A 21581-nucleotide genomic window follows, 5' to 3' on the forward strand; every position below is an offset into this window, starting at 1 on the left:
GGTCGCTCTGCGACCGTCTCGAAGGGCTCGAAGGGAGCACTGAACATTGATCCTCGACGACTTCGACGCCCGTCCCGGCAGCGCGACCTCGCTGCTGCGCACGATCATCGGCGTCTGCCTGCGCCGGGTCGGCGGCTGGATCTCGATCGCCGACCTGATCCGCCTGATGGACGCCGTCGGCGTGACCGCGGCACACACTCGCACGGCGGTGTCCCGCGTAAAGTCCAAGGGGATTCTCGTCTCCAGCACGATCGACGGCCGGCCCGGTTACGCCCTGAATCCGGATGCCGTCCCGATGCTCGAGCGGGGAGATCGCCGCATCTTCACGTTCCGGCAGATGGCCGACGGCGACCCGTGGTGCCTGCTCTCGTTCTCCATCCCCGAAGCGCAGCGCGACGTGCGCCACCAACTCCGCAAACGCCTCGGTTGGATCGGATGCGGCGTTGTCGCGACCGGCCTGTGGATCTGCCCGGCCTTCCTCGCCGACGAGGTCGAGGAGATCGTGGCCGACCTCGGCTTGAGCGAGCGGGCCACCCTCTTCATCGCCGACATCCCCCGCATGACCGGGACAATGGCGGATGCCGCCGGCCGCTGGTGGGATCTCGACAGCCTGGCAGCCCTGCACCGGGCCTTCCTGGAGTCGCAGTCGGAGCCCGGGGAGTCGGTCCCTGAGGAGCGAGCTCTGCGACTGTCTCGAAGGGTGGTCCCTGAGGAGCGAGCTCTGCGAGTGTCTCGAAGGGTGGTCCCTGAGGAGCGAGCTCTGCGAGTGTCTCGAAGGGTGGTCCCTGAGGAGCGAGCTCTGCGAGTGTCTCGAAGGGCCGGTGCGTCAACCAGCGAGGATCCCCGCGCCTCCTTCTCCCGCTTCATCCGCGCTCTCGACCAGTGGCGCATCCTGCCCTACCTCGATCCCGGCCTACCCCCGGGCGCGCTTCCGGATGACTGGCCCGGCTTCGACAGCCTCGCCCTCTTCGAGCGCATCAACGCGGAGCACGCGGAGGGTGCCCACGAGTTCCTCGGAGCGCTCCACGAGAGCTGACTGTTCGTCACTTGCGTCTTGTTGTCCTTCCTGAGGGCCGGGAACGACAACAACTGGCAACTCACCGTCGGCTGACTGGCTACAACTCGAACGGCCCCGGTGCGGCGACGACTTCGTTGATGTTGTCGACTTCCTGGTTCCGGAACGGGCGGGCCCGAACCGTGCGCTGGTCGGCCGTCTGGCGCACCAGGGCGTCCACCGCATCCTGATCCACGAGTTCCGGACGCTTCGAGGACGTCGTCACGCTCATGAGCTCGATGCCGGAGCCGACCAGAATCTGCGCGTGGCCGTACTCGCCGTGGTCGTTGACTACGGGGATGTCGACGACGTCGAGCATCTGTCGGTTGCCGAGTGTTCGCGCGTAGTCGAGCACGGCATCCGCCAGCGCATTCCCGGTGAGAACGGAGCCTCCGGCGTGGTGCAGTCGTTTCACGCCGCTCGCCCCCGAGTCCGGGTACCGGTTGGGTGCAGTCGATTCGCCATGATGGAGCCCCTCTGTACATGCCTTCGGTGATCGCTCACGCCGGGGTCTGGGGCGACGGCGCCTACGATACGCCTCGTGCGTCGATGTCGCCTGAAAATCACCGGGTGTGATGCAGCGAGGTCAGGCGGGGCCCAGCGAACCACGGCGGATCGGAAACGGCGGCCACGCTATTGCGCGAGAGCGAGCATGCTGGCCGCCCCGATCGCCAGGACCAGACCGGCGAGCTGCACCGGAGCGATGCGCTCCCTCAGGACGATTGCCGCGAGCAGGATGGTGCCTGCCGGATACAGCGCCGTGAGCACTGACATCACGGTGAGTTCGCCCATGCGCAGCCCGATCAGCAACAGGATGTTGGCGAACGCGTCGAGCCCGCCGCACAGGAGTGCGATAACCAGTCCGTTGCGCCACGGGTTCGCCCGCCGGGTGGCTCCCGTGGCCGTACCGCTGACTGGGCCGGCCTGCCGAAGCGTCGAGACCGTCCGCACGGTGCCACCGTCACCCTGCGCGCCGGCCAACCGCGGGCCCACTTCGACCAGATCGACCGTTCTCGCCGCCGTCCGTCGCCTCGCCACCAGATAGAGGACACCGATGACCAGCAGCATGATGGCGGCGTTGACGGCGCGGTTGGCGATCAGGGGAACAAGGCCGGAGTCATCCGGAGTCAAGTCGATGAGGATCAGGAAGATGCCGATCATCGTCCCTGAACCCACCGCCATGGACAGCGCCTTCGCGGACGGCCGCACCGCACCCTTCTCGGGAATGAACCCGACCAGCACGATGGCGATCAGCGCCAACCCGATCGCGACATACCCGAGCAGCGGAAGGCGCTCGCCGCGCAGCAACCCCGCCGCCATCGGGACGATTGCAGACACCACGGCCGTCGTGGGCGACAGGATGCTCATGGGGCCGATCGCAAGGCATCCGTACAGCAGCGAGATGGCCAACGCGCCGGTGACGCCCGAGAGCCCGCCGAGCAGCAGTGCACTCCACGACCAGGTCTGGGTAAACAGCGGTAGCGCGGCAAGAAGCACAACCAAGCCGGATGCCGCCACGATGGCGGTTACCCGCAGCGCGCTGATGCGCTTCGAGGCCAAGCCACCGAGGAAGTCGGCCGCTCCGAACATGAGCGCGCCCACCAACCCGATGGCGACGATGAGCACGGTGGATCCTTCTAGGTGGGGGCGGTCCTATCCATCCTGTCATGCAGCTGTTTGTCGTTGGCTGGCGAGCTGTTGTTCCCGGGAAGGTGCACGAGGCGCCAGTGAGCCCAGCAGCGGCCCTACGCCTGCCCATGGCTGGCGCGGGAACGCCGCGACAGCGAGTCGATGATGACGGCGACCAGGAGCACGGCTCCGGTGACCATGTAGCGGACCGGTGACCCCAGGTTCAAGAGGGTCAGGCCGTTGGAGATGGACTGGATGACCAGGATGCCCAGCAGGGCGGAATACGCACTGCCGCGTCCGCCGAACAGGCTGGTCCCGCCGATGACGGCGGCCGCGATAGCGAGCAGGTTGACATCGCCGCCCCCGCTGGACAGGCTCGCCGAGGTAAGGCGTGCCGAGGCGAACAGGCCGCCGACCGCCGCGAACGTCGTGCCCAACACGAGCACCGAGATGAAGATGTTGTTGACCTTGATGCCGGCCCGGCGGGCCGCTTCGACGTTGCCGCCCACCGCGTAGACCGCGCGACCCCAGCGGGTGCGCACCAAAAAGAAGTTGGTGACGACGACGAGCACGACGAACATCAGGAACATGACTCCGACGCCGCGGTCAGTGGCGAGGTAGGCTACCGAGCCAAGCAGCAGCAGCACCAGCAGCACGGCCTTGAGCAACATCACGGACACCGATCCCGAGGACAAGCCGGCTTTCGCGCGACGGCGGGCGCGGAACCAGTCCGAACCGAACAGCCCGATGGCCGCGAGGGCAGCCAAGGTATAACCCACCCACGGCGGTAGGAACCACGATTGCGCGAATTGCACGATCCAGGAGTCGTACGGCAGGTTGATCGAGCCGTTCGGCCCGAGCACCTGCAATTGCAGGCCGAGGAACGCGAGTAGGCCAGCCAGCGTGATCACGAAGGTCGGCACCCCGAACCTGGTGAACAGCAGCCCGTAGATGAGACCGATCAGTGCACCGGCGGCGATGGCCACCACGATGGCGAGCCAGATCGGCCAGCCGAGTTGCGTCATCCCGACGCCGAGAATGGCGGCAGCCAGGCCGCTGATCGAGCCGATGGAAAGGTCGATCTGGGCGACAAGCAGCACGAGCACGACGCCGATGGCGATCGTGCCGGTGGCCGCGCACTGCAAGGTGAGATTGACCAGGTTGTTCGCTGACAGGAAGTTGGGATTGAGGAACTGGAAAATCGCCCAGATGAGGACCAGGCCGATGACCACCGGGAGCGAACCCAGGTCACCGCCGCGCACTCGGGTGCGGAAGTCCAGGATGGCTCCGCTGATTCCCTCGCGATGGGTGACCCGCTCATCGAGGGTGTCGGCCAGGCCTTTGAACGAAGTCTCGGGGGTGGGCGTTGTGGTCATGAGTTCTGGTCCTCTGAAACCGTGTGGGCGCTTGCTCGGCGGGTAACCGCGTTGTCGGTCGCGCCGGTGATGGCAGAAATGATCTCTTCGTAGCTGACCTCCGGCACGCGGAAGTCGCCGTTGTTGCGTCCGAGCCGGAGCACCACGACGCGGTCGGCGACGGCCTGCACGTCCGCCATGTTGTGGCTGATCAGGATGACGCCGAGGCCACGTTCGCGAAGCCGCTCGATGAGGTTGAGCACTTCCGCGGTCTGTGCCACCCCGAGGGCGGCCGTGGGCTCGTCGAGAATAACGATCGCCGGTTCGCCGATCAGCGAGCGGGCAATGGCGACGGTCTGCCGCTGCCCGCCGGAGAGGGATGCGACGGCGATGCGTACCGAGGGGATCTTCGCCGACAATTGGCGCAACAATGCCCAGGAGTGTTTCTCCATCTCCTCCTCGTCGAGGGTGAAGTCGCCAACCTCGTGGCCGAGGAAGAGGTTCGACACCACATCGAGGTTGTCGCACAGGGACAGGTCCTGGAACACCGTCGCGATGCCCAGGTCGCGGGCAGCGGAGGGACTCGGAATCGAAACGCGCTTGCCCTCGAAGGTGATGTCCCCGGAGTCTGCGCCGTGCACGCCGGCAAGGATCTTGACCAGGGTGGATTTTCCTGCGCCGTTGTCGCCGACGATGGCGACCACCTCGCCAGGGTAGACATCGAGGTCGACGTCCGTGAGTGCCTGAACGGCGCCGAAGCGCTTCGATATTCTTCGCAGCGACAGGACCGGTTCCCTGGCGGGTGGCTTTTGTCGCGTCGAGGTGTCTTCGAGCGTCACGATTTCTCCTTTGAATCGGCGGATATGCGAGTCGGCTGACATCCGCGTTCGCATGTGAGCGAAAGTACACCCGGCCGGGACGCTCCTGCGAGCGGCTCCGGCCGGGTGTGTGTGGGGTTCGTTACTTGATGCCGGCCTTCTCGCAGGCGGCCGCGTAGTCTCCGGTGCAGACCTCGGAGGCCTTGTAGAAGCCATCCGCGATTACCGTGTCTTGGATGTTGTCCGCGGTCACCGCAACGGGGGTCAGCAGGAAGGACTGGATGTCGGCGCCGCCCTTGGTCTTCACCGTGGTGTCGCCATCGGCCTTGTCACCCTTGGTCAGGTTGACCGCCAGTTCTGCGGCCTTCTCGGCTTCCGGCTTGAGCGCCTTGTAGACGGTCATGAACTGGTCGCCGGCGAGGATCCGCTGGATGCCCGCCAGTTCGGCGTCCTGTCCGGTCACGGGAGGAAGCGGGCTGACGTTCGCGGCCTTGAGCGATGCGATCGCGCCGGCACCGGTACCGTCATTGGCCGCGTACACGCCCTTGATCTGGTCCTTGAATTGGGTGATCTGGCCGGCGACCCAATCCTGGGCCTTGGCGCCGTCCCATCCGGGTGTGTCGTACTCTGCGAGGATCTTGTATCCGCTCGCGTCGATGATCTTGTGCGCACCAGCTTTGAACTGAGAGGCGTTGTTGTCGGTGGGCGATCCGTTCACCATGAGGATGCCGCCGTCGCCCGGTGCGACGCCCAACTTCTTCAACTGGTCCACCAGCGCGGTGCCCTGGAGTTCGCCGACCTTTTCGTTGTCGAATGAGATGTAGTAGTCGAGGTCAGCGCTGTTGATGAGGCGGTCATAGGAGATGACCGGGATCTTCTTGCTGTTCGCGTTGGCGACGATGGCCGCCGCCGCCTCACCGTCGAACGGGTCGAGCACCAGTACGTCGACACCCTGGGTGATCATGGACTCGGCCTGCTGCTGCTGCTTGGCCGCGTCGCCGTCGGCGTTGGAATAGAGCACCTTGCAGTCGGCGCAGAGTTCCTTGACCTTTGCCTCAAAGTACGGCTTGTCAGCACTTTCGTACCGCGCCGTGACCGAGTCCGGCAAGAGCAGGCCGATCGTGGCGTGCGACGCATCGGCGGTATTGGCGCTGCTGGCGTTGTCGGCGCCATTGGCACATCCGGCGAGGGTGGCGGCTGTGAGCAGGAGTGCGGCTGAAGTGGCTACCGCTCTCATGGTGGCGATCTTCATTGAAAAACCTCCGATTGATTCCGCCTTAGATGGCGGCTGGAATGAGCATGACATTCCAGAACCTTGGCGTCAAGTCTTGAACGCAAGGATTTGCGACGGGTTAGGCGGCGGTTTCGGTGCCGATCGCGACTTGGTCGATTGCGTACGCGACGGCACCGAGGGTCGCCGCGCGCGGTCCGAGCTGGGCCTGCACGATGTCCGGCATCGATTGCTCGTCCACGATGATGGCGCGTTCGGTCGCGTGCCGGAGGGGACCGAGCAGCAATTCGCCTGCCCTCGCCAACTCTCCACCGATCACCAGGCGCTCCGGATCCAGCAGGTTGCACAGGTTCGCTGCCGCCACGCCGATGTGTTTGCCGACATCGCCGATCGCCCGGATGCACGTGTCGTCGCCGCCCATCGCTCGCAGCACGACGTCGTTCAGTTTGAGGGCGCCGAGGGTGGGTTTGAGCGACTCCAAGAGGGCGCTCCCTCCGGCGATCGCCTCCAGGCATCCGCGGTTCCCGCAACGGCACAGGGTGCCGTTCTCACGCACCGTAGTGTGGCCGAACTCGCCGGCCACGCCGTTGTGCCCGCGGAACACCTGTCCGTTGATGACGATGCCCGCGCCGATGCCGTCGCCGACGTCGATGTAGATGGCGTTGCGTTTGCCGCGCGCGGCGCCGAGCCGTAGTTCGCCGAGGGCGGCGAGGTTGGCGGCGTTGTCCACGTAGACCGGGCGCTTCAGGCGGCGTTGCATCACCTCGGCTACCGGAATGCCGTCCCAACCGCGCAGGATGCCGCTGCGGGCCGTGGTGCCGGTGGCCCGGTTCAGCGGCGCCGGCAGCGCAATGGCCACGGCGAGCACTTCGCTCATGTTCGCCTGCACCGAATCGAGCATGTCAGCGATGAGCAGCATGGTGCGGTCCAGCTCGTTGTCGGCCCGGTGGTCGTGCGCGAGTGGCATGTGGTGCTCCGCGACGACCGTGTGGGCGACGTCCGCCAGGGCGACCCGCATGTGGCGCAGCGAGAAGTGCACGCCGACGACCAGACCGAGGGCGTGCGCCAGGGTGACGTTCTGAGCCCGCCTGCCGCTCTGGGTGGTGGGGGAGGTGTGCAGCACCCCGGTGCCGGACAGCTCCTTGACGATGTTGGACACCGTCGCCGCCGAAAGGCCGGTGATGCCGGCGAGCTCAACCTGGGTCAACCCACCGTGACGTTTGATGGCGTCGACGATTCTCGCTCGGTTGGCTTCACGAAGTGAAGTCTGAGAGCCCGGAGTCCGCCGTTGGGTTGCCACGACAACACGATACAGGGCGCGACCTGATTGGCGAAGAAGGGCAGGCTATCGCCCGACGCGGCTCGGACGCCGCGTGCCGCTGGGGCGGGGCGGTTGTGCAGTGCGCACGGACATTGCCAAGAGGAGTTGTAGGAACCCTCAGCAACCGAGGCGGAAGTCGGAGGTGGTTTGGTGGCCGGGCACTGATGATTTCACCGCTGTCGTACGCCTGCCTAACGTGGAATCACGAGCAGTTGTCGCCAGATTGGAGTGCCATGTTTGACAGTGCAGCACCTGTGAAAACCGCCGATCCGGCCGAAGGTGTCGCGACCGACGCGGCCGCATCCGTCGACGTCGCAAGCCTGGGCAGGCAGCTCATGGGCACCTGGGCCGACATCCGTGCCGCGGCGCGCGAATTCGCCGGAAACCCACAGTTGCACCGCAAGGACGGGCTCTCCCTCACCGAGCAGCGCGAACGCACGATGCGTCAGCTGGCTCTGCTCGCGGAGCACGGAGCGGTCAAACGCGCCTTCCCCAAAGCCTTCGGCGGCCAGGGCGACAACGGCGGCAACATCACCTCGTTCGAAGAACTCGTCTCGGCCGATCCGTCGCTGCAAATCAAGGCGGGCGTGCATTGGGGTCTCTTCGGCTCGGCGGTGCTGCAGCTGGGTACTTCGTACCATCACGAGAAGTTCCTGCCCGGCATCATCGACCTCACCGTGCCCGGCGCGTTCGCGATGACCGAGGTGGGGCACGGCTCGGATGTCGCGAGCATCGCCACGACGGCCACCTACGACCCGCAGGCGCACGAGTTCGTTATCCACACCCCGTTCCGCGGCGCGTGGAAGGAGTTCATCGGCAACGCGGCTCTGCACGGCAAGGCCGCCGTGGTGTTCGCCCAGCTCATCTCGCAGGGCGTGAACCACGGCGTGCACGCGCTGTATGTGCCGATCCGCGACGACGACGGCGAGTTTCTGCCCGGCATCGGCGGTACCGACGACGGTCTCAAAGGCGGACTCAACGGGGTCGACAACGGCCGGCTGCACTTCGACAACGTGCGGGTGCCACGCACGAACCTGCTCAACAAGTACGGCGACGTGGCCGAGGACGGCAGCTACAGTTCGCCGATCGCGAGCCCCGGCCGCCGGTTCTTCACCATGCTCGGCACGCTGGTGCAGGGACGGGTGTCGCTGGACGGTGCTGCCACCGCGGCATCCGCCATCGGGCTGACCATCGCGATTACCTACGCCAATCAGCGTCGCCAGTTCACGGCCGGTAGCGACACCGACGAGGAGGTGCTGCTGGACTATCAGCGACACCAGCGTCGGCTGATCCCGTTGCTGGCGACCACCTATGCGCAGACCTTCGCGCACGACGAGCTGCTGGTGAAATTCGACGGCGTGTTCAGCGGTGCGGCCGACACCGACGACGACCGGCAAGACCTGGAAACGCTCGCCGCGGCGCTGAAGCCGCTGTCCACCTGGCACGCCCTTGACGCGCTGCAGGAGTCCCGGGAGGCCTGCGGCGGCGCAGGGTTCATGGCCGAGAACAGGCTGGTCGGGCTGCGCGCGGACCTCGACGTGTACGTCACATTCGAGGGCGACAACAACGTGCTGCTGCAGCTGGTCGCCAAACGCCTGCTCACCGACTACAGCTCGAAATTCAAGAAGGCGGATGCCGGCGCGCTCGCCCGCTACGTCGTGGTGCAGGCCGCCGACCGCGCTTACCACGGCACCGGGCTGCGCACCCTGGCGCAGACGGTGCGCGACTTCGGCTCCACCGCCCGCTCCGTGCACGAGCTGCGGGACACCGATGTGCAGCGCGAGCTGCTCACCGACCGCGTCGAGACGATGATCGCCGGCATCGGGCAGCGGCTGCGCCCGGCGTCGAAACTTGCCAAGGCGGATGCCGCGGCGCTGTTCAACTCGCAGCAGAACGAACTGATCGAGGCGGCCCGTGCGCACGCCGAGCTGCTGCAGTGGGAGGCGTTCACCCGCGCACTGGAGCGGGTCGAGGACCCGGGCACCAAGACGGTGCTGTCCTGGCTGCACGACGTGTTCGGGCTGGGCCTCATCGAGAAGCACCTGGCCTGGTACCTCATGCACGGGCGGATTTCGCCGCAGCGCGCGCAGGCCGTCGGCGCCTATCTCGACCGCCTGATTGCCCGGGTACGTCCGCACGCGCAGGACCTGGTGGATGCCTTCGGCTACGGCCCCGAGCACCTGCGGGCGACCATCGCCTCCGGGATCGAGGCTGACCGGCAGGAGGAGGCGCGCGAGTATTACCAGGCGCTGCGCGCATCCGGCACCATGCCCGTCGTGGAGAAGTCGCCCAAAAAGAAGAAGTAGCACCCCACCCCACCCCACCCACACCCCCGCCCACCCCGCCCACACGCACCCACCCGTGAGACCCGTTTCAAGGAAGATCTGTCATCAAGTGGCCCTGGTACTGGCATCCGGGCGGGCGTTCGACAGGAACTCCGTGAGACGGGCTGCGCGAGCCGAGTCCACGCTGGAGCCTTGCCGGGGAAGAGCCGAATCGCGTTCCCCGGCAACACCCCTGTCCGGCTCAGTAGATTGGCTTCATGACTGACGCAAACATCCATCCCACCGCTGATGTCGCCGGCTCCGCCTCTATCGGTGCCGGGTCGAAGGTCTGGCAGTACTCCCACGTGCGCGAGGATGCCCGGATCGGCCAGAACTGCGTCATCGGACGTGGCGTCTATGTCGGTCCGGCCGTGCAGCTTGGCGACAACTGCAAGGTCCAGAACTATGCGCTGCTATACGAACCGGCGCAGCTCGGCGACGGAGTGTTCGTGGGACCCGCGGTTGTGTTCACGAACGACCAGTTCCCGCGCGCGGTCAATCCGGACGGCACCCTGAAGTCCGGTGAGGACTGGGATGCGGTGGGGGTGACGGTGCTGGAGGGTGCGGCAATCGGCGCCGGTAGCGTGTGCATTGCACCCGTGACAATCGGTCGCTGGTCGCTGGTGGGCGCCGGTTCAACGGTGGTAAAGAACGTGCCGGACTTCGCTCTCGTGGTCGGCTCACCGGCGCGGCGAATCGGCTGGGTCGGCAGAAGCGGGCGCCGGCTCGCGGAAGAATCCCCGGGCGTCTGGGTCTGCCCGGTCACCGGTCAGCATTATCGCCAGCTCGGTATCGACGAGCTGCAGGAACTCACGGGCGAGTAGGAGCCCAGGCGACACCGGAGCCGTTATGACAGGTGCTTCTCCAGCCTGTCGACCACCTCGCGCGCCAGCGCCAACGAGGACGTCGCGGCGGGAGATGGTGCGTTTCGCAGATGCGTGGCTCCTGGCGTCTCGGAGATGACAAAGTCGTCGACCAGCGTTCCGTCGCGGCCCACCGCCTGGGCACGCACCCCGGCCTGCCCGACCGATTCGAGTTTCATCCGCCGTAGCGCCGGAACATACACACTGCACGCTCGCACGAAGTCCCTTCGACTGACCGCCATATGGATCTCGTTGACTGCCGTCCTCCAGAAGCGACCGCCCACTCGCCAGGTGCCGGGCCACAGGAAGGTGGATGCCAGATCCCGCAACCGCACGGTCCGGACGTTGTAGGCGTCCTTGGCGCCGACCACCATTGCGGTGGGTCCGAGCAAGACATCGCCGTTGACCTGCTTGGTGATGTGGACTCCCAGAAATGGGAGCGCGGGATCCGGGACCGGATAGACCAGGCCGCGCACAACCGGCGGGTGATCGCGCTGCAGCCGCAGATAAGCGCCTCGGAACGGGACGATTCGTGGATCGGCCGGCGCGCCGGCATCCTCGGCAAGACGATCGGACCACAGGCCGGCGCACGCGATAGCCCAGCGTGCGCCCGTGGAGCCGCCATCGTGGGTGAGCACCGTGGTGTGGCCATACCTGTGCAGGGAGGACACGCGGCAGCCCAGTTTGAACTCCGCTCCCAGTGACCGAAGTTCCGCCTCAAGACTCCTCGCCACGTCCCGGTAGTCGACGATTCCCGTGTTGGGCGAGTACAGGGCTGAAACACCGCGGCACTCCGGTTCGATCTGGACGATTTCGTCGGCGGACACCCGACGCAATCCTGGTACTCCGTTGGCGCGCCCGCGCGCTTCGAGAACGTCGAGTTGCGGCAGTTCAGACTCGGTCGTGGCGACGATGAGCTTGCCGCAGCGCTCGTGCGCAATCCCCTGTTGGGCACAGTAGGCGTACATGAGCCGAGCCCCCTCGACGCAGAGCCGTGCCTTCAGCGAGCCGGGTGTGTAGTAGATCCCGCTGTGGATGACTCCGGAGTTGTGGCCCGTCTGGTGTGCGGCGACGAATTTTTCCCGGTCGAAGATGACCACTCGGAAGTCCGGGCGGCGCAGCAGAATCTCCCGGGCAACGGCAAGACCGACGATTCCGGCGCCGACCACGGCAATGTCATAGAGCTGCCCCGTCAGCGGCGCGTCGGCGCTGCCGCCAACGGAAGGAACTTTCGACATTTGTAGGAGCATCCTATGCACATCGCGGGATCAGGCATAGGGTCGGCGGCAGCTCATACAGTAGAGGCATGACCCGCGCCCTCGACGTGCTCCACCGCGTCTTCGGCTACGACAGCTTCCGCGGCCGCCAGGCCGAGATCATCGAGCAGATAGTCGCAGGCGGCGACGCCCTGGTGCTGATGCCCACCGGCGGCGGCAAATCACTGTGCTACCAAATCCCCTCGCTCGTGCGCCCGGGCACCGGCGTCGTCATCTCCCCGCTCATCGCCCTCATGCAGGATCAGGTGGATGCGCTGAACCTCCTGGGCGTGCGCGCCGCGTTCCTCAATTCGACGCAGGACGCCGCCGAGCGCCGCCGGTTGGAATCCGCCTTTCTTGCCGGCGAACTCGACCTGTTGTACCTCGCGCCAGAGCGCCTGCGCGTCGAGGCGACGACGGCGCTGTTGGACCGCGGCACCATCGCACTGTTCGCCATCGATGAAGCCCACTGTGTGTCGCAGTGGGGTCACGACTTCCGACCCGACTACCTGCAACTGTCGATGCTGCACGAGCGCTGGCCGGCCGTGCCGCGCATCGCGCTCACCGCCACCGCGACCGCCGCCACCCACGCCGAGATCGCACTGCGGCTCAAGCTCGAGAACGCGAAGCACTTCGTGGCGAGTTTCGACCGGCCGAACATCCAGTACCGCATCGTCCCTAAGAACGACCCCAAGGCCCAGCTGCTGCAGTTGTTGCGTGCAGAACATCCGGGTGACTCCGGCATCGTCTACTGCCTGTCGCGGGCGTCAGTGGAGAAGACGGCAGAGTACCTGGTCGACCACGGCGTCCCGGCGCTGCCGTACCACGCCGGCCTCGACTCGCGCACCCGGGCGGCCAACCAATCCCGGTTCCTGCGCGAGGACGGCGTGGTCATGGTCGCCACGATCGCGTTCGGGATGGGCATCGACAAACCGGATGTGCGCTTCGTCGCCCACCTCGACCTGCCCAAGTCCGTCGAAGGCTACTACCAGGAGACCGGCCGCGCCGGCCGCGATGGCCTACCCGCCACGGCGTGGCTTGCGTACGGATTGCAGGATGTCGTGCAGCAGCGCCGCATGATCGACCAGTCCGAGGGCGACGCCGCGCATCGGCGCCAGTTGAGCGCCCACCTGGATGCGATGCTCGCGTTGTGCGAGACACTGCAGTGCCGACGCGTCCAGCTGCTCCGCTACTTCGGCGAGGAGTCGGCGCCGTGCGGCAATTGCGACACCTGCCTGAACCCACCGGAGGGCTGGGACGGCACCATCGCCGCCCAGAAACTGTTGTCCACCGTGGTTCGACTGCAACGCCAGTTCGGGCAGAAGTTCGGCGCAGGGCAGATCATCGACATCCTGCTGGGTAGACAGACCGCCCGCGTCGAGCAGTTCGGACACGACGCGCTCAGCACGTTCGGGCTCGGCACGGAGCTGCGCGACACCGAGTGGCGGGGGGTCGTGCGGCAGCTGCTCGCTCAGGGACTGCTTGCCGTTCACGCGTCAGGCCAAGGCTCATATCCCACGCTGGTGATCACCGAGGGCAGCGCCGGGGTGCTGAACGGATCGCATCCGGTGCGGTTGCGCCGTGAGCCCGAACGCAGCAAGGCGTCTCGGCCGAAGTCCACCAAATCCAGCGCGGCTGCCGACCTGCCCGCCGGTGCGCGCGAACTCTTCGAGGTGCTCCGTGCCTGGCGTGCCGGTCAGGCGAAGGAGCAGGGCCTGCCGGCGTACGTGATCTTCCACGACGCGACGCTGCGCGAGGTCGCCGTGCGGCGTCCCGTCTCGCTCGAAGACCTGGGCCGGATCACCGGCGTCGGCGACAGCAAACTCGCGAAATACGGCGAGCAAGTGCTGGCGGCGCTCGCCACCCACGCCGCAGTCTGACCGCATCCGGCAAGCCCTGACCGCATCCGGGCAGTCCTGACCGCATCCGGCCCTGCCTGCCTTAATCCCGTCTCACGGAGTTCTTGTCTTCAACAGCCCCGGATGCCGGTAAACCCGGCTGGTGAGGACAGAAACTCCTTGAAACGGGCGGCACAGGCGGCGCGTACGCTCGGAGCATGCGCGCACTGTATCCCGAGATCGAGCCGTTCGAGTCCGGGATGCTTAACGTGGGCGACGGCCAGCGGCTCTACTGGGAGGTGTGCGGCAACCCGGACGGCAAACCCGCCGTGTTCCTGCACGGCGGTCCCGGCGCCGCCTGCACCGCGGACCACCGGCGGCTGTTCGACCCAGCCCGATACCGCATCATCCTGTTCGACCAACGCGGATGCGGCCGGAGCCTCCCGCACGCCAGCACACCGGGCGCAGACCTGAGCACCAACACGACCTGGCACCTGGTCGGCGACCTGGAGCGGCTCCGAGAGCACCTCGCGATCGACCGCTGGCAGGTATTCGGCGGTTCCTGGGGCAGTACGCTCGCGCTCGCCTATGCCGAGACGTATCCAGAGCGCGTAAGCGAGCTCGTGCTGCGCGGCATCTTCACCCTGCGCAGAAGTGAGCTCGACTGGTTCTACGAAGGCGGTGCCAGCGCCCTGTTCCCCGACACCTGGGAAGGCTTCCTCGCTCCGGTCCCCCGGGACGAGCGCGGCGCACTCATCGCCGCGTACTCGAGGCTGCTTGCCGACCCCGACCCGGCGGTGCACGGCCCGGCCGCCGTGGCCTGGGCGACCTGGGAGGCCTCCGGCATCACCCTGTTACCCCATCCAGCCGTGGTCAGCCGCTTCGCAGAACCCACCTTCGCGCTGGCGTTCGCGCGCATCGAGAACCACTACTTCATGAACGCCGGCTGGCTCGAGGAAGGCCAGTTGATCCGCGACGCGGTCAGGCTGAAGGGCATCCCCGGCGCCATCGTCCAGGGCCGTTACGACGTGTGCACCCCCGCGACCACCGCCTGGGATTTGCACCGGGCTTGGCCGGACGCCGAGTTCGACCTGGTGCCGGATGCCGGACACGCCTACAACGAGCCCGGCATCCTTGAGGCACTGCTGAGCGCCACCGACCGATTCGCCACCGACCGATTCGCCACCGACCGATTCGCCGGATAGTACCCGACCTCGGCGCGCCTGAGTAACCGCAGGCGGGGGGCTTGATGGACACCACCGAGCGGATTAGTGTGACGGCAGCCGTCTACCGAGCGCTCTACCCGACACGCGAGGTCACCGAACTCGTCCGTTGGGGGCGCCACCCGACCAGGTGAGAGGTGTCCCCATGAGAGTGAGAGCTGCCGTACTCGCCGCCTTCGCGCTCGCTCTGGTCATTGTCGTCGCAGCCCTGATCGCCGGTCGGATGCCTGGGCAGGGCCGCGACGCCGCAAGCGAAATCACCGCTTCGCAGCCAGAACCGTCGCGGTCGCCGAACGCGGCTGGACAGGGCTTAGAGCAGAACCCATCGCCGACGGCGCCGACGCCGTTTCGTCTGCCAGCTGTTCGGCAACCGGCACCGCTGGTGACTGCACCCTTGCCGAAGGCCGCGACCGCCCGCGGGTCGATCGTGCAAGGTTTCCCGACGGCGGTGATTCCGCTGGCGCCAGGATCCAGCGTCACCTTCAGTTCGGTGTCTCCCGACCGGACTCGGCTGACGGCCGGCTTGGATGCGACCTGCAACCTTTCCCCGGACGAGGTGCTGGGCTACTATCGCACCGCGCTGGCGCCGCTCGGACTGGTGACTACCTCTGTGCCCGCCCTCGCGGGGTCCGTTGCGGAGGCTTTCGTGCGCGGGTCAAGCACCGTGACGGTGAGTGTCACCGCCGTCAGCGGCGGTTCGCGCTACTCCGTGCACGGTGTGCTGGTCGCTGGAAGCTAATGCGGCGGCCGCATGTACATCTCCCTTTCCGATCGCCCCAAGGACGACGAGCAGCCTGTCGGGGCATCGCGAACGGGCCGCCGGGTTTCTTCGGTCGTTGTGACGCTCGGCGTGGTGAGCATGCTGACGGACATTTCTTCCGAGTCGGTAGCTGCTGTGCTTCCGCTCTACATCACGGGTGTGATCGGCCTGTCCACCATCGCCTACGGATTCATCGACGGCCTCTACCAGGGTGTCAGTGCCATCGTGCGGATCGCCGCCGGCTGGGCATCCGATCGTATCGACCGACCGAAGCGGATCGCGTTCCTGGGGTATGCGGTGTCGGCCATCGCTAGGGTCGGGCTGTTGGTGGCCAGCAGTTTCGCCGCGATCACCACGGTCCTCGCGATCGATCGGCTCGGCAAGGGCGTGCGCACGGCGCCGCGAGATGCGCTGGTGGCCGCTTCGTCCCACCCGGCGAACCTGGGCCGGTCGTTCGGCGTCCACCGGATGCTCGACACGATTGGCGCGGCGGTGGGCCCGCTGCTGGCCTTTGTCATTCTGCTCATGATTCCCGAGGGATACTCCACCGTCTTTGTCGTTTCTCTGGCATTCGCGGTGTCGGGCGTTGCGGTGCTGGGACTTTTGGTGCCGAACAAACGTCCACGTGCGGAACGCGCGGCCGCCGGCGCTCCACGCGAGCCGTTCCGGTGGCGGCAACTGAACGAACCTCGGCTGCGCAAGCTACTCGCCGCGGCGTCGCTGCTGGGCCTGCTCACCATCGGTGACGGATTCATATATCTCGTGTTGCAGAGCCGCGGGGCCTTCGCCGCGGAATGGTTCCCGCTGCTGTACGTCGGCACGAACGTCGCCTTTCTCAGCCTCGCCATCCCGCTGGGACGGATGGCGGATCGAGTCGGCCGGCCGCGGATGTTCGTGGCTGGGTATTTGGCTCTTCTGGCCGCATACCTGACCGCCGCAATTCCGGTGACCAGCGTCATCGTTGTTTTGCTGTGCCTTCTGCTGCTTGGCGTGTTCTATGCGGCAACCGATGGCGTCCTCGCGGCGCTCGCAGTACAGTTCGGACCGCCGTCCGGCACGGCAAGTGCCATCGCAGCGGCCCAGACCGTGGTCGCCGGGAGCCGGTTGCTCGCCTCCACCGGCTTCGGCTTTCTCTGGTTCTTCGCCGGACGCCAAGCGTCCGTGCTGATCGTCGCCGGGTCGCTGGCCATCGTTCTGCCGCTCTCCGCGATGCTGTTGCGGACCGGAAAGCGCGTGGCAGCGTGACGCCCCGAGGCCGCTGGCTGGTCCTGGGGGTCATCGCGGCAATGGTGCTGAGCGGGGCTGTCGCGTTCGGCGTGACTGCCTTCCTCGGCTATCAACAGCGGAATGCGGCGTCCAGTTCGGTGGACATCGTGCACGCTTCACCAATGTCCAGCGGACCCCGGGTGGTCTTCCGCAACACTGGTACCGGACAGGGTTACGGCATGGTGGCGTCGGTGCCGCTGGCTGATCCCGGTGGCGCGCGCACCCTCGGCAATCTCGACTGCAACAGGGTCTACGCCACCGATGAGAACTTGTCATGCCTGAGGATCCAGCGTGGTATCGCCACCACGTTTCACGCCGTGCTCTATGACCGGGCGGGGGCCGAGCGGGATTCCTGGGCGCTTCCGGGAATCCCGAGCCGCACCAGGATCTCCGCGGACTCCCATCTGGTGGCCAGCACCGCCTTTGTCACGGGCATGTCATATGCCTCGGTGGGGTTCTCCACCCAAACCGTCATCCGCCGCACCGACGGAAGGAACTACGGAAACCTCGAGGACTTCAAGACCATCATTGATGGTCGCCAGCTCACCGCCGCGGACCGCAATTTCTGGGGCGTCACGTTCGGCGCCGACGACAATACGTTCTACGCCACGGCGGCGTCTGGAGGGCACACCTGGCTGGTGCGCGGTGACCTCGCCGCGCGCACCCTGACATCGGTGCATCCGGATGCCGAATGCCCTTCGCTGTCTCCGGACGGCCTTGACGTGGCTTACAAGAAGAATGTGGCGACCGGCGCCGTTTCGCACTGGGCCATCGCGGTGTTGGATCTGCGAAGCGGACAGGAGCGGGTCCTTGGTGAGTCGCGCAGCGTGGACGATCAGGTGGAGTGGCTGGATGACAGCACCCTCCTCTACGGACTGCCCAGATCCGGAGAGGCTGGTGACAGCGACATCTGGTCGATAGCGGTTGACGCTGGTACCTCGCCCACGCTCTTTATTGAGCATGCCTGGTCGCCGTCGGTGATTCGCAAATGAGCGAACGTTCAGCAACCAACGTTGCCAATCGAAGTACGGCCACCGATATGCAGGACATTCACAGGAAAAACTTTCCTCAGGGGGTGCCGCCGGGGATTTCTGCCGCGTATCCTGCCTCCTGCCGAGTGCGGATTCGAAACTTTGTCAAGTAGATTTCGCCCCGGGCGGCAGGGAATCGCCGTGCGTTTCACCGCTTCTGAGCGTCGGAAGGCTCACTTTTTAAAGCCCTGATCCGAACCGGATAGCCCGTGAGCGGGTCTGGCGGCGGGGACCCGCAGTCCGCCGCGTCGTGCACTGTCCAGGCGGCGGATCTTGGACCGCCCGGGGAGCGAAATCGCTGGCTGTGGGAGCGCTGTCACACGCGTCGTCGAAAACGCGAGCATGGCGCGACATCCGTCGAGATCAAACCGTTATGCAGTCGTAATCTTCGCGTAACAAAGTCTCATCGTTGTTCCGGCCGAACGACCTCCGCTACAGTCGTCAACGTTTGCCGGGCGTGCTGACCGCCGAGTAGCCAGCGCATTGTCGGGCAAACGCGTTGACGGTTGCACGAACCGCAACGGTGAAAGGTTATCATTTTGACGAGAATTTTCTCCTGGCTCATGCATCGCGCCAGACACCGCAGGTCCACCCCCACCACTGCCTTGGTGGCGGCGACCGCCTTGGCGGTTCTGGGCGGCTGTTTTGTCACCGCTCAGGTTCCGACGAACGTGGACGGATCCACAAAGGCCGAACAACAGGCCACGACGAATGCCTCGGCGGCGGATCGTTCGTTCACCGAGGGGGTCCGCGCGGCGTACAAGGCTGATAAGTACAAGCAAAACAGTTCCTGGCGCAACAAAAAGGATTTGACGGCGACTCCGACTCCCGAACCGACTCCGACGCCCGAACCGGCGCCGGCGCCTGAGCCGACTCCGACGCCCACTCCGGCACCGACGCCGGCGCCCAGTCCGACGCCGACTCCGACCCCTGAGCCGGCTCCAACGAACAGCGACTGGCCGACGGCAGCGAATACCGGTGTCCCAGCCGGCGTTGTGCTGAAGCCGTATTCCGGTCCGTTCAACATCACGACTCCCGGCACGGTGATCGATGGATACGACATCAAGGGCGCGTTGACCATCAGCGCGTCGGATGTCACGATCAAGAACTCACGAGTCACCGGTCGGATTGACACGGGCGACCAGAACAAGAATCCCCGCACGCTGATCCAGCGGGTGGAGATCGTCGGTCCGTACGACAGCGCGAGGGACGGCGGCTTTGCTGCGGTGGGCTACACCGGCTTCACCTGCGACGGATGCAACGTGCGCGGTTGGGGCAAGGGGTTCGCTCTGGTCCGCGACGCAGTTGTGAAGAACTCGTGGGTGCACGACATCGTGGTTCACGGCGACCCCGCCAATGGCGGAAGCCACAATGAGACGATCATCAGTCTCGGCGGAAGCAACTTCACCATCACCAACAACCGGTTGGACGCTGGGGACGCTCCGAACGTGTCAGCCTCGCTCGCGTTGTACAGCCAGATGGAAGCGTTCAACAACGTGATGGTCTCCGGCAACCTGTTCGACGGCGGCGGCTACTGCGTCTACGCCGGACTGGCCGGCTCCTATGGGGCGAGTAACACGAAGTTCGTCGAGAACACCTTCGGTACCAAGTACAGCTCGAAGTGTGGAAGCTACGGACCGGCCATCGCGTACTCCGGTGGCAACGGTAACGAGTGGACGGGCAACACCATGCTGGACGGCACGCTGGTGGGAACTCCGGGACGCGGATAACCCACCGTCCGGCTACCAACAAGCCGAAGCGGTGTCAGAGGACGTGCTCCTCTGGCACCGCTTCGTGCATTGTCAGGATGGTGCAGCCTTTGTAGTGTGAACGCATGATCGACTGTGCGGTGATCGTTGTGGCGTATCGAAGCGCGGACGATCTGCCCGCGCTACTGGCGTCGATGCCCGCCGCGGCGGGACCCCTCAGTTGGTGTGTAGTGATCGTCGACAACTACGGTCAGGATCATCTCGACCGGGTCATCGAGCGTGACCCGAGGGTGAGCGTTATTTCGGCTGGCGACAATCTGGGTTATTCCGGTGGCATCAACCTGGGCGTGCGGCACGCACCGGAATCTCGGTTCACGGTGTTTCTCAATCCGGATCTCATTCTGGATCCCGGCGCCTTGGCCGCGCTCGCCGACGCCTGCTCCGACGACACGGTCGGCGCATCCGTGCCGCTCGTGGTGGACGACAAGGGCACCCGCCAGCGTTCCCTGCGCAACGAGCCGACGCTTTTCCGCGCGCTGGGCGAGGCGATGTTGGGTGACCACTGGCCGGGCAGGCCGCACTGGTTATCGGAGATGGTGCGGATGCCGTTGCGGTACTCCGCCCAGGCGACGACCGACTGGGCAACCGGGGCAGCGATGATGGTGCGCTCGGAGGTTTTGGCGCAGGTCGGAGCGTGGGATGCGGGCCGTTTCTTCCTGTATTCCGAGGAGACGGACTATTCCCGCCGCCTTCGCGAAGCCGGCTACGCGATTGTCTTTGTCCCGGATGCGGTCGTGCGTCACAGGGGAGCGGGCTCCGGCAGTTCCGCGCAACTCGAAGCGCTCTTGGCGGTGAACAAGCTGAGATACTACCGCAAGTGGCACCCCGCGCTCCCCGTCGCAGCGTTCTTCGTCGTCTCGGTTGTTCATCACCTGTTACGGGTGCGGCGCCCCGGTGCCAGGGCGGCGCTCAGGGCACTGTTGTCGCGGCGTGCCAGGGTCGCATTACCCGGTGGCGGACAGTGACCGCGCCGCTCGGCGCCGTGGTCATTCCCGCGCACAATGAATCGGCTGTCATCGGCAGGTGCCTCGACGCGCTGCAGCCGGCCATCGACGAGGGGCTTATTCAGGTCATTGTCGCGTGTAACGGCTGCATGGATGACACCGCGTCCGCTGCGCGTGCTCGGCCGGGGGTCGTTGTGGTCGAGCTGGCGACGGCGTCGAAGGCCGCTGCGTTGCGCGCCGGTGACCGGATGGCGGTGCCGGGACCACGGATCTATCTCGACGCCGATGTCGTGATGACCGCCGCCGCGGCGCTCGCGGTGATGGATGCGCTCGGCCGCGGTGATGCGCTGGCAGCCCGACCGCCGATTCACTTCGACACGTCGGGAGCGCGCTGGCTGGTCCGTTCCTGGTACAGCGTGCGGGTCCGACTCCCGTCGATACGCTCGGCACTCTGGGGTGCGGGAACCTACGCCTTGTCGGTGGAAGGTCGGGCCCGATTCGGGGAATTTCCCGACATCGTCTCGGACGACCTGTTCATCGATTCGCTCTTCTCCGAGCGGGAAACGGTGATCGTGGACACCGACCCAGTGGTCGTGCACACCCCTAGGCAGGCAGCCCATCTGCTCGGAATCCTCACCCGCACTTATCGGACCCAAGACGATGTTGAGCGGCAGGGCACCGGCGGCCCGGTCTCCCAAGGACAGCGCGGTCAACTGCGCGATCTCGTCGACCTGGTTGCGCGTCGCCCCCGATTTACCCCCGCCGCCGTGGCTTATGTTGCACTCATCGTTCTCGCGAGGGCCCGCGCCAAGTTGGGCGGCAAATCGAGGCAGTGGGAGCGGGACGAGAGTTCCCGAAAAGTCGCGAACTCCGGCGGCAACGCACCAGAACTCCGCTGA

General features: G+C 66.1%; 18 protein-coding genes. 11 read left to right on the plus strand and 7 right to left on the minus strand.

Annotated elements, in window-relative coordinates:
• Positions 1-46 precede the first annotated feature (46 nt).
• Positions 47-1036 carry a PaaX family transcriptional regulator gene (locus ABFX56_RS09520; RefSeq protein WP_346233006.1) on the plus strand — a complete coding sequence of 330 codons (990 nt, stop codon included), beginning with the start codon at positions 47-49 and terminating at the stop codon, positions 1034-1036.
• A gap of 79 nt (positions 1037-1115) precedes the next feature.
• On the opposite strand, the gene ABFX56_RS09525 is transcribed toward ABFX56_RS09520, so the two are convergent.
• The 6 genes from ABFX56_RS09525 to ABFX56_RS09550 form a co-directional block, all read right to left on the minus strand.
• Entirely contained in the window at positions 1116-1469 is a 354-nt protein-coding gene (locus ABFX56_RS09525; protein ID WP_346233007.1) for a hypothetical protein, read from the minus strand.
• A 218-nt stretch (positions 1470-1687) separates the two neighbouring features.
• Positions 1688-2680, minus strand: coding sequence for an EamA family transporter (locus tag ABFX56_RS09530; RefSeq protein WP_346233008.1), 993 nt, complete (start codon positions 2678-2680; stop codon positions 1688-1690).
• Positions 2681-2799: 119 nt separating this feature from the next.
• Complete coding sequence (locus ABFX56_RS09535; protein WP_346233009.1) at positions 2800-4059, minus strand: sugar ABC transporter permease; 1260 nt, start codon at positions 4057-4059, stop codon at positions 2800-2802.
• Positions 4056-4877 (minus strand): ATP-binding cassette domain-containing protein, encoded by an 822-nt coding sequence (locus ABFX56_RS09540; protein WP_346233010.1) that lies wholly within the window; start codon positions 4875-4877, stop codon positions 4056-4058. Before ABFX56_RS09540 ends, ABFX56_RS09535 begins: the two co-directional genes overlap by 4 nt.
• Positions 4878-4998: 121 nt before the next feature.
• Entirely contained in the window at positions 4999-6108 is a 1110-nt protein-coding gene (locus ABFX56_RS09545) for a sugar ABC transporter substrate-binding protein (protein WP_346233011.1), read from the minus strand.
• Positions 6109-6208: 100 nt separating this feature from the next.
• A complete protein-coding gene (locus ABFX56_RS09550) occupies positions 6209-7387 on the minus strand; it encodes an ROK family transcriptional regulator (protein ID WP_346233012.1) in 1179 nt (392 codons plus the stop codon).
• A gap of 254 nt (positions 7388-7641) precedes the next feature.
• Between ABFX56_RS09550 and ABFX56_RS09555 the strand changes: the two genes are divergently transcribed.
• Together ABFX56_RS09555 and ABFX56_RS09560 are read left to right on the plus strand one after the other, a co-directional pair.
• Complete coding sequence (locus ABFX56_RS09555) at positions 7642-9714, plus strand: acyl-CoA dehydrogenase family protein (RefSeq protein WP_346233013.1); 2073 nt, start codon at positions 7642-7644, stop codon at positions 9712-9714.
• Between the two features lie 236 nt (positions 9715-9950).
• Positions 9951-10556 carry an acyltransferase gene (locus ABFX56_RS09560; RefSeq protein ID WP_346233014.1) on the plus strand — a complete coding sequence of 202 codons (606 nt, stop codon included), beginning with the start codon at positions 9951-9953 and terminating at the stop codon, positions 10554-10556.
• Positions 10557-10579: 23 nt separating this feature from the next.
• On the opposite strand, the gene lhgO is transcribed toward ABFX56_RS09560, so the two are convergent.
• Positions 10580-11833: an L-2-hydroxyglutarate oxidase gene (lhgO, locus tag ABFX56_RS09565; RefSeq protein WP_346233015.1), complete on the minus strand. Its 1254-nt coding sequence runs from the start codon at positions 11831-11833 to the stop codon at positions 10580-10582.
• Between the two features lie 68 nt (positions 11834-11901).
• Between lhgO and recQ the strand changes: the two genes are divergently transcribed.
• The 8 genes from recQ (at position 11902) to ABFX56_RS09605 (ending at position 21581) form a co-directional block, all read left to right on the plus strand.
• A complete protein-coding gene (recQ, locus tag ABFX56_RS09570) occupies positions 11902-13731 on the plus strand; it encodes a DNA helicase RecQ (RefSeq protein WP_346233016.1) in 1830 nt (609 codons plus the stop codon).
• Between the two features lie 176 nt (positions 13732-13907).
• Positions 13908-14894, plus strand: coding sequence for a prolyl aminopeptidase (gene pip / locus ABFX56_RS09575; RefSeq protein WP_346233017.1), 987 nt, complete (start codon positions 13908-13910; stop codon positions 14892-14894).
• Between the two features lie 163 nt (positions 14895-15057).
• Positions 15058-15651, plus strand: coding sequence for a hypothetical protein (locus ABFX56_RS09580; RefSeq protein WP_346233018.1), 594 nt, complete (start codon positions 15058-15060; stop codon positions 15649-15651).
• A gap of 12 nt (positions 15652-15663) precedes the next feature.
• Complete coding sequence (locus ABFX56_RS09585; RefSeq protein ID WP_346233019.1) at positions 15664-16917, plus strand: MFS transporter; 1254 nt, start codon at positions 15664-15666, stop codon at positions 16915-16917.
• On the plus strand, positions 16914-17930 hold the full coding sequence (locus ABFX56_RS09590) for a hypothetical protein (protein WP_346233020.1): 1017 nt from the start codon (positions 16914-16916) through the stop codon (positions 17928-17930). The genes ABFX56_RS09585 and ABFX56_RS09590 overlap by 4 nt, the downstream gene beginning before the upstream one ends.
• A gap of 578 nt (positions 17931-18508) precedes the next feature.
• The gene (locus ABFX56_RS09595) at positions 18509-19699 is read left to right on the plus strand and encodes a right-handed parallel beta-helix repeat-containing protein (protein WP_346233021.1); all 1191 of its coding nucleotides are present in this window, start codon (positions 18509-18511) and stop codon (positions 19697-19699) included.
• 104 nt (positions 19700-19803) lie between these two features.
• Positions 19804-20703 carry a glycosyltransferase family 2 protein gene (locus ABFX56_RS09600; protein WP_346233022.1) on the plus strand — a complete coding sequence of 300 codons (900 nt, stop codon included), beginning with the start codon at positions 19804-19806 and terminating at the stop codon, positions 20701-20703.
• Complete coding sequence (locus tag ABFX56_RS09605; RefSeq protein ID WP_346233023.1) at positions 20700-21581, plus strand: glycosyltransferase; 882 nt, start codon at positions 20700-20702, stop codon at positions 21579-21581. Before ABFX56_RS09600 ends, ABFX56_RS09605 begins: the two co-directional genes overlap by 4 nt.

The sequence above is a fragment of the Parafrigoribacterium mesophilum genome, from assembly GCF_039652555.1.
Classification (GTDB): Bacteria; Actinomycetota; Actinomycetes; order Actinomycetales; family Microbacteriaceae; genus Parafrigoribacterium; species Parafrigoribacterium mesophilum.

Excerpts from the sequence above, each read along its gene's own strand:
- ABFX56_RS09535 (WP_346233009.1), bottom strand. The coding sequence starts at position 4,059 with ATGACCACAACGCCCACCCCCGAGACTTCGTTCAAAGGCCTGGCCGAC.
- ABFX56_RS09545 (WP_346233011.1), bottom strand. The coding sequence starts at position 6,108 with ATGAAGATCGCCACCATGAGAGCGGTAGCCACTTCAGCCGCACTCCTG.
- ABFX56_RS09555 (WP_346233013.1), top strand. The coding sequence starts at position 7,642 with ATGTTTGACAGTGCAGCACCTGTGAAAACCGCCGATCCGGCCGAAGGT.
- ABFX56_RS09560 (WP_346233014.1), top strand. The coding sequence starts at position 9,951 with ATGACTGACGCAAACATCCATCCCACCGCTGATGTCGCCGGCTCCGCC.
- lhgO (WP_346233015.1), bottom strand. The coding sequence starts at position 11,833 with ATGTCGAAAGTTCCTTCCGTTGGCGGCAGCGCCGACGCGCCGCTGACG.
- recQ (WP_346233016.1), top strand. The coding sequence starts at position 11,902 with ATGACCCGCGCCCTCGACGTGCTCCACCGCGTCTTCGGCTACGACAGC.
- pip (WP_346233017.1), top strand. The coding sequence starts at position 13,908 with ATGCGCGCACTGTATCCCGAGATCGAGCCGTTCGAGTCCGGGATGCTT.
- ABFX56_RS09580 (WP_346233018.1), top strand. The coding sequence starts at position 15,058 with ATGAGAGTGAGAGCTGCCGTACTCGCCGCCTTCGCGCTCGCTCTGGTC.
- ABFX56_RS09585 (WP_346233019.1), top strand. The coding sequence starts at position 15,664 with ATGTACATCTCCCTTTCCGATCGCCCCAAGGACGACGAGCAGCCTGTC.
- ABFX56_RS09600 (WP_346233022.1), top strand. The coding sequence starts at position 19,804 with ATGATCGACTGTGCGGTGATCGTTGTGGCGTATCGAAGCGCGGACGAT.